This is a genomic window from Bacteroides mediterraneensis, assembly GCF_016900355.1.
Classification (GTDB): Bacteria; Bacteroidota; Bacteroidia; order Bacteroidales; family Bacteroidaceae; genus Phocaeicola.
Map to the genome: position 1 here is coordinate 1 of NZ_JACJKA010000005.1, position 12,570 is coordinate 12,570.

Annotated in this window: 9 protein-coding genes; all 9 read left to right on the forward strand. The window is 45.6% G+C overall.

Going from position 1 to position 12,570, the window contains the following annotated elements; translation table 11 throughout:
• The first annotated feature begins 858 nt into the window (after positions 1 to 858).
• The 9 genes from H6A28_RS04555 to rpiB all read left to right on the forward strand — a co-directional run bounded on the left by H6A28_RS04555 (position 859) and on the right by rpiB (position 12,519).
• Positions 859 to 1,701, forward strand: a complete 843-nt coding sequence (locus tag H6A28_RS04555) for an OmpA/MotB family protein (protein ID WP_204475861.1) — start codon at positions 859 to 861, stop codon at positions 1,699 to 1,701.
• A gap of 451 nt (positions 1,702 to 2,152) precedes the next feature.
• Entirely contained in the window at positions 2,153 to 3,898 is a 1,746-nt protein-coding gene (locus H6A28_RS04560) for a sodium:solute symporter (protein WP_204479087.1), read from the forward strand.
• Positions 3,899 to 4,078: 180 nt separating this feature from the next.
• The gene (locus H6A28_RS04565) at positions 4,079 to 5,233 is read left to right on the forward strand and encodes an aldose epimerase family protein (protein WP_204475863.1); all 1,155 of its coding nucleotides are present in this window, start codon (positions 4,079 to 4,081) and stop codon (positions 5,231 to 5,233) included.
• Between the two features lie 46 nt (positions 5,234 to 5,279).
• The gene (locus H6A28_RS04570) at positions 5,280 to 5,957 is read left to right on the forward strand and encodes an NUDIX hydrolase (protein ID WP_204475864.1); all 678 of its coding nucleotides are present in this window, start codon (positions 5,280 to 5,282) and stop codon (positions 5,955 to 5,957) included.
• 4 nt (positions 5,958 to 5,961) lie between these two features.
• Positions 5,962 to 6,654 carry an L-ribulose-5-phosphate 4-epimerase gene (locus tag H6A28_RS04575; protein WP_204475865.1) on the forward strand — a complete coding sequence of 231 codons (693 nt, stop codon included), beginning with the start codon at positions 5,962 to 5,964 and terminating at the stop codon, positions 6,652 to 6,654.
• A 46-nt stretch (positions 6,655 to 6,700) separates the two neighbouring features.
• On the forward strand, positions 6,701 to 8,227 hold the full coding sequence (gene araA / locus H6A28_RS04580) for an L-arabinose isomerase (RefSeq protein WP_204475866.1): 1,527 nt from the start codon (positions 6,701 to 6,703) through the stop codon (positions 8,225 to 8,227).
• Between the two features lie 107 nt (positions 8,228 to 8,334).
• Positions 8,335 to 9,933, forward strand: coding sequence for a xylulokinase (locus H6A28_RS04585; RefSeq protein ID WP_204479089.1), 1,599 nt, complete (start codon positions 8,335 to 8,337; stop codon positions 9,931 to 9,933).
• A 136-nt stretch (positions 9,934 to 10,069) separates the two neighbouring features.
• The gene (locus H6A28_RS04590; protein ID WP_204475868.1) at positions 10,070 to 12,085 is read left to right on the forward strand and encodes a transketolase family protein; all 2,016 of its coding nucleotides are present in this window, start codon (positions 10,070 to 10,072) and stop codon (positions 12,083 to 12,085) included.
• Entirely contained in the window at positions 12,085 to 12,519 is a 435-nt protein-coding gene (gene rpiB, locus H6A28_RS04595) for a ribose 5-phosphate isomerase B (RefSeq protein WP_204475869.1), read from the forward strand. The genes H6A28_RS04590 and rpiB overlap by 1 nt, the downstream gene beginning before the upstream one ends.
• The last annotated feature ends 51 nt before the right edge of the window (positions 12,520 to 12,570 follow it).

Consider the following 12,570-nt stretch of genomic DNA (forward strand, 5'->3'; position numbering starts at 1 on the left):
ACATCTTCGTTTGTTTATCTAAAGTCTTTCAAAGAACTATCTTTTCTTGAGCTCCCGTTTCAGCGGGAAAGCGTTTGCAAAGGTAAGGCGTTTTTTCTTTCCCTCCAAATTTTTCCGAAAGTTTTTTCGAAAAAGTTTTTCAGGGTGACCTCCCGGGGCTTATCCTTTTCTCGCTCCCTTGCCGTCTTGCAAGGTAAGATACTCGGGTGCAGTGCCTTCAAGTGTCTGCCTCTCTTTGTCAGTCTGTCATTCTCAGCGGCTCTCCCTCTCGAAAGCGGTTGCAAAGGTACGCACTTTTTCCTTTCCTGCAACTTTTACGCAATACTTTTTTGTAGATTTTTTGCAGATTTTTTGTAAATTGCTGTGAACAAGACGGTTACAGGTGAACATTTTTTGATGCTTCCAAAGATGGGCAGAAAAGGTCCTACATTATGTATTTCGCGCGGGCGCGTACGTGCGCACATATATACTCGCACCGCAGGCACATTTTTTTCAGAGACTCCCGACTTTTTCTATGTTTTCCTCTCGGGAAACGTAGGTTTCCGCTCTGGAAAACGTACGTTTCTCGGCAGGGAAACATACGTCTCCCCTGACGGAAACATAGAAAACTTAAAGGCAACGGAGAATTATCTCACCCGCAAATCATTCATATCTTTATTCATCATAGAATGCCTTCAACACCTTTATTTCACAAACGACACGGAGGCACCAACTAATTAGATTTTCTATTTCATCCACCCATATCTACAACAAAGAAAGAAACTACCTTAATATAAATATACATGTGCCCACAAATTTATACCTACTTTGCCCTAACATAGCACAAAGCGACTTATCTTTGCAGAAAAATACAAAACCATGAAAAAATCCCTCTTACTTCCACTTGCAGGATTACTAATGATAAGCAGTACATCTTGCGTTACAAAGAAAAAATTTCTGATTGCTGAGAATGGTAGAATCGAAGCCCTTTCCAGAGGAGATAACCTGCAAGGACAGCTGAATGAATGCCATAACGAAATGGAAAAAATGCGTGAACAAATAAGCCAGCTGGAGCAAGATACAAACCGACAAGGAAATTCCATCCGACATTACCAGCAGCTATTGTCCAGCAACATGAGCGAACAAGAAAAACTAAACACGCTATTAGGAGAAAAGCTGAAAGAGCTAGATGAACGTGAGAAAACCATTCAGGAGCTTCAAGGAATGATTGACCAGCAGAATGCCAAAGTACAAAATCTACTTAACAGCGTAAAGGATGCATTGCTCGGCTTCAGCAACGACGAATTGACTGTACGCGAGCAAAACGGGAAAGTATATGTGGCCATGTCCGATAAGCTGTTATTCCAATCCGGAAGCGCCAAACTTGACAAGCGTGGCGAAGAAGCCTTAGGAAAACTGGCAGAGGTACTAAATAAACAAAACGAAATAGATGTGTATATTGAAGGACATACAGACAACAAACCCATCCATACTGCGCAATTCAAAGACAACTGGGATTTGAGTGTCATCAGAGCAACCTCCGTGGTCCGCATCCTGATTGAAAAATATCAAGTCAACCCCCTCCAAATACAGCCCTGCGGCCGTGGAGAATTTATGCCAGTTGCCGATAATGAAAGTGCTGAAGGACGGGCCAAAAACCGCCGGACTGAAATCATCATGGCCCCGAAGCTGGACAAGCTGTTCCAAATGCTGCAAAAATAAAGCTGCCCCATAATAATATGAAATAAGAAAGCCGACCTCCCTGCAATATATATGGGAAGTCGGCTTTTCTATTACACATATTTTTATAATAATCTCATAGCCCCTCCATTTCCTCTCTATGAGCCCAACCACATTCTGCCCTCACTTTTCCACCCTACCCACCAATTCCTGACTGCTATTCAAATTCCACAGACATCAATCTCCCTTTTCTAGCCCAATTCAAAACAACAGATTTCTCATTTTTCCGATTTCTCGAATGTTAAAAGCAAAAGAAAGACTAAAAAAACAGGAAAACATGCTCTAAAACATGGGTTTTTATTAGTGTAATTTTACACTTATCCGTAATATTGCAGTCGAATTAGTGTTATTCATACACTTTGAAAAGAAAACACAGAAAAACATATTTTGATAACCATGAAATCAATACACAATAATTAAAGTACAAACAATTATGAATTGGAATTCAACTGAATTTATTTGGCTCGACTGGCTGGTCCTCGCCGTCGGAGTCGTAGCGATTGTATGGGCTGTTTACCGTGCAATTAAAAAGGATAAAGAAAAAATGAAAGGTGCAGACAGTCAGGACTACCTTTTCGGTAAAGGGGAACCTTGGTACATCATCGGTGCTGCCATCTTTGCAGCCAATATTGGTTCTGAGCACCTTGTAGGATTGGCCGGTACAGGCGCCAAAGACGGTGTGGGTATGGCACACTGGGAAATGCAAGGCTGGATGATTCTTATTTTGGGATGGTTGTTCGTTCCGTTCTATCAGCTGCTGAATAACAAGATGGGAAAAATCATCACCATGCCGGACTTCCTGAAATTCCGTTACACACAACGCACCGGTTCATGGCTGTCCATCATTACCCTGATTGCTTATGTGCTGACTAAAGTATCTGTAACTGCATTCACTGGTGGTATCTTCTTTGAATATCTACTTGGACTTCCTTTCTGGTGGGGAGCTCTTGGCCTTATTTTTATTACAGCTATTTTCACTGTTTTTGGTGGTATGAAAGGAGTCATGACACTCTCTGCCATCCAGACACCGATTCTTATTATCGGATCATTCCTTGTTCTGTTTCTTGGATTGAATATCTTGGGCGATGGCAGCATTTCGGAAGGATGGTCGCAGATGATGGCCGCTTGTAATGCCGCACACGACGGTTTCGGTACGACCCACATGTTCCATACAGATCCTGCCGACCCGATGTATCCGCAATTCCCTGGTTATGTGGTATTCCTCGGAGCATCCATTATCGGTTTCTGGTACTGGTGTACAGACCAGCACATCGTACAACGTGTACTTGGCCAGACCAAAGGAGAAGACAACCGCAAAGTCATGACACGTGCACGCCGTGGTACAATTGCAGCCGGCTATTTCAAGTTGCTCCCTGTCTTCATGTTCCTGATTCCTGGTATGGTAGCCTTCGCTTTGTCACAAAAGACTGGCAGCAACATCGTGATGGACATCACTAACACACATGACACAGACGGTGCCTTCGCAATGATGGTAAAAGATATCCTGCCTGCAGGTGTGAAAGGTATTGTAACCGTAGGCTTTATCTGCGCCCTGGTAGCTTCCTTGGCTGCCTTCTTCAATAGTTGTGCGACATTGTTTACAGAAGACTTCTATAAACCGATGAAGAAAGGCATGAGCGAAAGCCACTATGTAATGGTAGGACGTATTGCCACTATCGTAGTCGTAATCTTGGGATTGGCTTGGATGCCTATCATGATGAACATGGGTAACCTGTATTCTTACCTCCAGGATATCCAGTCTCTGATTGCCCCTGCCATGGTAGCTGTATTTACTCTCGGTATCTTCTCCAAACGTATCACTCCGAAAGCTGGTGAATGGGGTCTGATTGGAGGATTCCTCATCGGTATGCTCAGATTGTTGACCAACGTACTCACCGAATCAGGTAAAGCCACTATGGAAGGAGCATTTTGGGAACATACCACTTGGTTCTGGCAGACCAACTGGCTGATTTTCGAAGTTTGGTTACTCGTCTTCATCATCATCATGATGTACGTAGTATCCATGTTCACTGCTAAACCGACAGCTGAGCAAATTGCGGCCATCACCTTCACGAGTGACTACAAGAAAGCCATCCGTGAAAGCTGGAATGCATGGGATGTGGTTGCCACATTAGGCGTAGTTGTTCTGTGCGGATTGTTCTATGCATATTTCTGGTAATCCGTAAAAAACAAACATCATATAAAGGAAGAGGATATGCAGAAAATTTGTATATCCTCTTTTTTTAGAAAAACTATCGAAAAGCATCGATTCTATGTTGAAAAACATTTGAAGAAAATGAACAAGCAATCATTTTAAGTGTTACTTTTACACCACAAATAAAAACATCAATAATTTCATATGAAAAGCATGAATAAATCTATTTTAGGGGCAAGTATCATTCTTGCAGTATTGAGCGGTTGCGCTTCCAAACAAGCCCAGCAACCTGAACTGACATTATCAGGCTTGAACCCTGCTAACTTTGAAACTTCAGTGGGAGGGAAACCTGTCAAACTCTATACGTTGAAAAATCATCAAGGCATGGAAGTCTGTGTCACCAACTTTGGAGGACGTCTGGTCTCAATCATGGTCCCGGACAAAACCGGCAAGATGACAGATGTAGTCCTTGGCTTCGACAGCATTGCTGATTATCAGAATATCCCCAGTGATTTCGGTGCAGCCATCGGACGATATGCTAACCGAATCAACAAAGGAAAAATGACCATTGACGGACAGGAAATCCAACTTCCGACAAACAACTTCGGCCATTGCCTACACGGAGGTCCTACCGGATGGCAATATCAGGTATATGATGCCAATCAAACCAATGACAGTACCATTGTGCTGACTATGAAATCACCGGATGGAGACAACAATTTCCCGGGCAACGTCACTGCACATGTCACCTACTCTCTGACTGCTGACAATGCCATCGACATCCAGTATGATGCAACGACTGACAAAACAACCGTCATCAATATGACGAACCACTCTTACTTCAACCTGAGCGGCGACCCGTCAAAACCAGCTACCGACCACATCCTTTATGTAGCTTCCGACAGCATCACTCCGGTAGACAGTACCTTCATGACCACAGGTGAAATGATGGCAGTGAAAGATACTCCGTTCGACTTTAATACACCGAAAACTATCAGCCCATCAGTGACCGACTTCAGCAACGAGCAAGTGAAATTCGGCAACGGATTCGACCACAACTGGGTATTGAAAACAAAAGGTGATATCAGCCAAGTAGCAGCTAAACTGACCTGCCCAACCAACGGTATCAGTTTGGAAGTCTACACTAACGAACCGGGTATCCAGGTATATACCGGAAACTTCCTCGACGGCACAGTAAAAGGAAAGAAAGGTATTGCCTATCCGCAGCGGGCTTCTGTTTGCTTGGAAACACAGCACTATCCTGACAGCCCCAACAAACCACAATGGCCTTCTGTTATCCTGACTCCGGGACAAACTTACCAGAGCCACTGTATCTTCAAGTTTACAGTAGAAAAATAAGAGAAGTGCAAAGGAACCCAATTGAAAGAACAAAAAGTTAGATTGAATGACCACATACTATACACATAATCCCAAATTCTACGTCGGCATCGACTGCATCATCTTCGGATTCGAAAAAGGAGAACTCAACTTACTGCTGCTGAAACGCAATTTCGAACCGGCCATGGGGCAGTGGTCGTTGATGGGAGGATTCATTCAGGAAAATGAAAGTGCAGACGATGCGGCCAAACGGGTACTAAGCGAACTGACGGGACTGGAAAATGTCTATATGGACCAGATTGGAGCCTTCGGTGCCGTTGACCGTGATCCCGGAGAACGGGTCATCTCACTGGCCTATTACGCGCTGATCAACATCAACGAGTACGACCGCGAGCTGGTACAACAGCACAATGCCCACTGGGTGAACATCAATGAGATTCCGGACCTGATTTTCGACCACAACGAAATGGTAGAAAAGGCCCGTGCCATCATGCGACAGAAGGCATCTAGGGCACCTATCGGCTTCAATCTACTGCCAGAGTTGTTTACTCTGACACAATTGCAGAACCTGTACGAAGCCATTTACGGAGAACCGATGGACAAGCGCAACTTCCGTAAACGCATTGCTGAAATGGGATTTATTGAGAAAACAGATAAAATAGATAAAACAGGATCCAGAAGAGGAGCTTCTCTTTACAAATTCAACGACAAGGCTTATCAGAAAGATCCGAAATTTAAACTTTAATCACATGTTAGAAGCACTAAAAGAAAAAGTATTCCATGCAAACCTGGATTTGGTGAAGCACGGATTGGTGATTTTTACGTGGGGAAACGTGTCAGCCATTGACCGTGAAAGTGGTCTGGTAGTCATCAAACCCAGTGGAGTATCTTACGATGAAATGAAAGCCGATGATATGGTAGTAGTAGACTTGGAAGGAAATGTGGTAGAAGGCGACTTGCGCCCTTCCAGCGACACTCCGACCCATCTGGTACTCTATAAAGCTTTCCCTGAAATTGGAGGAGTGGTACATACCCACTCTACATATGCCACTGCATGGGCTCAAGCCGGATGCGACATTCCGAACATCGGCACTACTCATGCAGACTATTTCCACGAAGCAATTCCCTGCACGGCCGACATGACGGAAGAAGAAGTGAAGGGAGCTTACGAACTGGAAACTGGAAATGTCATTGTGAAACGCTTTGAAGGCATGAATCCGGTACACACTCCAGGGGTGCTGGTAAAGAATCACGGACCTTTTGCATGGGGTAAGGATGCACACGATGCTGTACACAATGCCGTTGTCATGGAACAGGTCGCAAAAATGGCCAGCATTGCTTATGCCATCAACCCACGCCTGACTATGAACCCGCTGCTGATTGAGAAACACTTCAGCCGCAAGCACGGTCCGAACGCTTACTACGGACAAAAGAAAAAATAAACCTAACTCTATAACGCCAACCAATTAATTATAAAATAAAATCACTATGAACACATTTGACCAATATGAAGTATGGTTCGTAACCGGAGCTCAGCTCCTTTACGGAGGCGATGCAGTCATCGCAGTAGACGCACACAGTAACGAAATGGTAGCAGGTTTGAATGCCAGCGGCAAACTGCCTGTGAAAGTGGTATATAAAGGTACAGCCAACTCTTCAAAAGAAGTAGAATCCGTATTCAAAGCAGCCAATAATGACGAAAAATGTATCGGTGTCATCACTTGGATGCACACTTTCTCTCCAGCCAAGATGTGGATTCACGGCTTGCAGCAGTTGAAGAAACCGTTGCTCCACCTGCACACTCAGTTCAACAAGGAAATTCCATGGGACACAATGGACATGGACTTCATGAACTTGAACCAGTCTGCTCACGGCGACCGCGAATTCGGACATATCTGCACTCGTATGCGTATCCGTCGTAAAGTAGTAGTGGGTTACTGGAAAGAAGAATCTACTCAGAAGAAGATCGCTGTCTGGATGCGTGTATGTGCCGCATGGGCTGACGCTCAGGATATGCTGATCATCCGTTTCGGCGACCAGATGAACAACGTAGCCGTTACCGACGGTGACAAGGTAGAAGCTGAACAGCGCATGGGATACCATGTAGACTACTGTCCGGTAAGCGAACTGATGGAATATCACAAAGCTGTAAAAGATGAAGATGTAGATGCATTGGTAAAAACTTACTTCAGCGAATACGACCACGATGCGGAACTGGAAGACAAATCTACTGAAGCATACCAGAAAGTATGGAACTCAGCCAAAGCTGAATTGGCTCTGCGTGCCATCCTGAAAGCAAAAGGTGCCAAAGGTTTCACTACTAACTTCGACGACCTGGGCCAAACAGACGGCAGCCACTTCGATCAGATTCCGGGACTGGCTTCACAGCGCTTGATGGCAGAAGGATACGGTTTCGGTGCAGAAGGTGACTGGAAATCTGCAGCTTTGTACCGTACAGTATGGGTAATGAATCAAGGATTGCCTAACGGCTGCTCTTTCTTGGAAGACTATACCCTGAACTTCGACGGTGAAAACAGCGCTATCCTGCAGGCACACATGCTGGAAGTTTGCCCGATGATTGCTGCCAAGAAACCGCGTCTGGAAGTACACTTCCTAGGTATCGGTGTTCGCAAGAGCCAAACTGCACGTCTTGTCTTCACTTCTAAGGTAGGTACAGGATGTACAGCTACTGTAGTAGACTTGGGCAACCGCTTCCGTCTGATTGTAAACGACGTAGAATGTATCGAACCGAAACCGCTGCCTAAATTGCCGGTTGCTTCTGCACTCTGGAAACCGATGCCTAACTTCGAAATCGGTGCAGGTGCATGGATTTTGGCCGGTGGTACTCACCACTCTTGCTTCTCATACGACCTGACTGCAGAATACTGGGAAGACTATGCTGAAATCGCCGGCATCGAAATGGTACACATCAACAAAGACACTACCATCGGTGAATTCAAGAAAGAACTTCGCATGAACGAAGTTTACTATATGCTGAACAAAGCACTCTGCTAATACTTTGTCAGTATCCATTAAAAGTGCTGGACAGAATACTTCTTTCTGGCAGCACTTTTAATTTTTAATATTGCTTTATTTCTTAACTTTAAATTGTTGATTTTGATATGAAATCAGATGCTAAGTCAACCATTGAGGCAGGCAAAGCCATTCTGGGCATTGAGTTCGGCTCCACCCGAATCAAGGCTGTCTTGATTGACCAGGAAAACAAACCCATCGCACAAGGTAGCCATACTTGGGAAAACCAGTTGGTAGACGGACTTTGGACCTACAGCATTGAAGCCATCTGGGCTGGACTACAAGATTGCTATGCCGATCTTCGCGCTAACGTAAAAAAACAATATGGCATAGAAATAGAAACACTGGCCGCCATCGGTATCAGCGCCATGATGCATGGCTATATGCCTTTCAATGACAAGGCCGAAATTCTGGTACCGTTCCGTACTTGGAGAAACACCAACACCGGAAAAGCAGCTGCTGAATTATCTGAACTATTTGTCTATAATATTCCATTGAGATGGAGTATTTCTCACCTGTATCAGGCCATTCTGAACAAGGAAGAACACGTAAAAGACATTACGTTCCTGACTACCCTGGCAGGCTACGTACACTGGCAGATTACCGGTGAAAAGGTACTGGGTATCGGTGATGCATCCGGTATGCTCCCTATCGACCCAGCTACGAAGAACTACTCTGCCGAAATGGTGGCTAAATTCGACAAGCTGGTCGCTCCTTATGGCTTCAGTTGGAAACTTACCGACATCCTGCCTAAAGTTTTGCTGGCTGGAGAAAATGCCGGCTACCTGACCGAAGAAGGAGCCAAGAAACTGGATGTATCAGGCCACTTGAAAGCAGGTATTCCTGTATGTCCTCCAGAAGGAGATGCAGGTACAGGTATGGTCGCTACCAATGCCGTAAAACAGCGGACTGGTAACGTATCAGCCGGTACTTCTTCGTTCTCTATGATTGTACTGGAAAAAGACCTGTCAAAACCGTATGAAATGATTGATATGGTCACCACTCCCGACGGTAGTCTGGTAGCCATGGTACACTGCAACAACTGTACTTCCGATTTGAATGCATGGGTCAACCTGTTCAAGGAATACCAGGAACTGATGGGTATGCCGGTCGACATGGATGAGATTTTCGGCAAGCTGTACAACAACGCATTGACAGGCGATGCCGACTGCGGCGGACTGATTTCCTACAACTACTTCTCAGGTGAGCCTGTCACAGGACTGACAGAAGGACGCCCGTTGTTCGTACGTACAGCCAACGACAAATTCAATTTGGCTAACTTTATGCGTGCTCACTTGTATGCTTCTGTAGGCGTATTAAAAATTGGTAATGACATCCTCTTCAATGAAGAAAAGATTAAAGTAGACCGCATCACAGGTCATGGTGGTTTGTTCCGCACCAAAGGTGTAGGCCAGCGTGTATTGGCTGCAGCCATCAATTCACCGATTTCCGTTATGGAAACAGCCGGTGAAGGTGGTGCATGGGGTATCGCCCTGCTGGGGTCTTATCTGGTAAATAATGACAAGAAGCAGTCTTTAGCCGACTTCCTCGACGAAAAGGTATTTGCAGGCAATGCCGGTGTAGAAGTATCTCCTACCCCGGAAGACGTGGCCGGATTCAATGCCTACATTGAAAAATATAAGGCTTGTCTGCCCGTAGAAGAGGCTGCAGTAAAATACAAGAAGTAAAAAAGTGTGAAATAAATTAAGTTACTTCCACTTTGTAATTTACATATAAATGTCATACCTTTGCTCATAAATTCAAGAAGCAGGCGCCAATAGTAGTGGCTGCTTTATGTAGCATATAAATTAAAAAATTAATAATATGAACAGTAAACAAGTAATGAACCATGCCGCTGATAATATTCGTATTTTAGCTGCATCAATGGTTGAAAAAGCAAAATCCGGTCATCCCGGAGGCGCAATGGGTGGAGCCGATTTCATCAATGTACTGTACTCTGAGTTCCTGCAATATGATCCTCAAAACCCGAAATGGGAAGGACGTGACCGTTTCTTCCTCGACCCGGGACACATGTCTCCGATGTTGTACTCACAATTGGCACTTATCGGAAAATTCACATTGGAAGAATTGCAGCAACTGCGCCAGTGGGGTTCTCCTACTCCGGGACATCCGGAAGTAGACGTAATGCGCGGCATTGAAAACACATCTGGTCCGCTCGGACAGGGACATACCTTTGCGGTAGGTGCTGCCATCGCTGCCAAATTCCTGGCTGCCCGCACAGGCAATCCTACTTTTGCTAAAGAAACAATCTACGCTTATATTTCAGATGGAGGTATCCAGGAAGAAATCTCTCAGGGCAGCGGACGTATTGCCGGATGCCTGGGACTGGACAACCTGATTATGTTCTATGACTCCAACGAAATCCAGTTGTCTACTGAAACAAAGGATGTAACTACCGAAGATACAGCCATGAAATACCGTGCATGGGGATGGAACGTCATCGAAATCAACGGTAACGACTGCGACGAAATCCGTACTGCTTTGAATGCAGCAAAAGCAGAAAGCAAACGCCCGACCCTGATTATCGGTCACTGTATCATGGGTAAGGGTGCCCGCAAGGCAGACAACACTTCTTACGAGCACAACTGCAAGACTCACGGAGCTCCTCTGGGTGGCGACGCTTACAAAAATACCATCCTGAACTTAGGTGGCGATCCGGAAAATCCGTTCGTTATTTTCGACGACGTAAAAGAACTCTATGCCAAACGTGCAGAAGAATTGAAATCCATCGCAGCTGCCCGTCATGAAGAAGAAGCTGCATGGGCTGCAGCCAATCCGGAAAAAGCCGCACAGCTGAAAGAATGGTTCAGTGGTGCCGCACCGAAAGTTGACTGGGCACACATCCAGCAGAAAGCAAACGATGCAACCCGTAATGCTTCAGCTACTGTATTGGGCGCATTGGCACAGCAGGTTCCTAACATGATTTGTGCTTCTGCCGACTTGTCTAACTCAGATAAGACCGACGGTTTCCTGAAACAGACTCACGCCTTCACCAACGGTGATTTCAGCGGCGCCTTCTTCCAAGCCGGAGTAGCCGAGCTGACTATGGCTTGCTGCTGCATCGGTATGGCACTGCACGGTGGTGTCATCGCAGCTTGCGGTACTTTCTTCGTATTCTCAGACTACATGAAACCAGCCGTACGTATGGCTGCCCTCATGCAGTTGCCAGTGAAATTCATCTGGACACACGATGCATTCCGTGTAGGTGAAGATGGACCTACTCACGAACCGGTAGAACAGGAAGCACAGATTCGTTTGATGGAAAAACTGAAAAACCACCACGGAAAGAACTCTATGTTGGTTCTCCGTCCGGCCGATGCAGAAGAAACAACTGTTTGCTGGAAACTGGCTATGGAAAATACCGACACTCCGTCGGCTTTGATTCTGTCTCGCCAGAACATCAACATGTTGCCGGAAGGAACAGACTATGCACAGGCTGCTAAGGGAGCTTACATCGTAGCAGGTTCTGACGAAAATCCGGATGTCATCATGGTAGCTTCTGGTTCTGAAGTTTCTACACTGGTAGCTGGAGCTGAATTGCTGCACAAAGACGGCATCAAGACACGTATTGTTTCTGTACCGTCAGAAGGCTTGTTCCGCAGCCAGAGCAAGGAATACCAGGAAAGCATCATTCCTACAGGAGCTAAAGTATTCGGTCTGACCGCCGGTCTGCCAGTGAACTTGCTCGGACTGGTAGGTGCCAACGGCAAGATCTGGGGTCTGGAATCATTCGGATTCTCTGCTCCTTACAAAGTGCTGGATGAGAAGCTGGGATTCACTGCCGAAAATGTATATAAACAAGTAAAAGAAATGCTCTGATGAAAACGATAGGACTTGCATCCGACCATGCCGGATTTGAATTGAAACAATACGTCAAAAAATGGCTGGAAGCCAAAGGATGGGAATACAAGGACTTCGGCACCTACTCTACCGCGAGTTGCGACTATCCCGACTATGCACATCCGTTGGCCTTGGCGGTAGAAAACGGAGAATGCTATCCGGGTATCGCCATCTGCGGAAGCGGAGAAGGCATCAGTATGACGCTGAACAAGCATCAGGGTATCCGTGCGGCACTTTGCTGGATTCCGGAAATTGCCCACCTGGCCCGACAGCACAACGACGCCAACGTATTGGTCATGCCGGGACGTTTCATCGACGAGAATATGGCCGACAAGATTATGACGGAATTCTTTACGACTGATTTTGAAGGCGGACGTCACCAGGCACGAATTGACAAGATGCCGGTTCGGTAAAAAGTCTTATGCATTGAGACGATATAGAAAATCCCGTTTCCATCCACGCGA

Coding starts and splice junctions, on each gene's coding strand:
- H6A28_RS04555 (WP_204475861.1), top strand. CDS start 859: ATGAAAAAATCCCTCTTACTTCCACTTGCAGGATTACTAATGATAAGC.
- H6A28_RS04565 (WP_204475863.1), top strand. CDS start 4,079: ATGAAAAGCATGAATAAATCTATTTTAGGGGCAAGTATCATTCTTGCA.
- H6A28_RS04590 (WP_204475868.1), top strand. CDS start 10,070: ATGAACAGTAAACAAGTAATGAACCATGCCGCTGATAATATTCGTATT.
- rpiB (WP_204475869.1), top strand. CDS start 12,085: ATGAAAACGATAGGACTTGCATCCGACCATGCCGGATTTGAATTGAAA.
- H6A28_RS04560 (WP_204479087.1), top strand. CDS start 2,153: ATGAATTGGAATTCAACTGAATTTATTTGGCTCGACTGGCTGGTCCTC.
- araA (WP_204475866.1), top strand. CDS start 6,701: ATGAACACATTTGACCAATATGAAGTATGGTTCGTAACCGGAGCTCAG.
- H6A28_RS04575 (WP_204475865.1), top strand. CDS start 5,962: ATGTTAGAAGCACTAAAAGAAAAAGTATTCCATGCAAACCTGGATTTG.
- H6A28_RS04570 (WP_204475864.1), top strand. CDS start 5,280: ATGACCACATACTATACACATAATCCCAAATTCTACGTCGGCATCGAC.
- H6A28_RS04585 (WP_204479089.1), top strand. CDS start 8,335: ATGAAATCAGATGCTAAGTCAACCATTGAGGCAGGCAAAGCCATTCTG.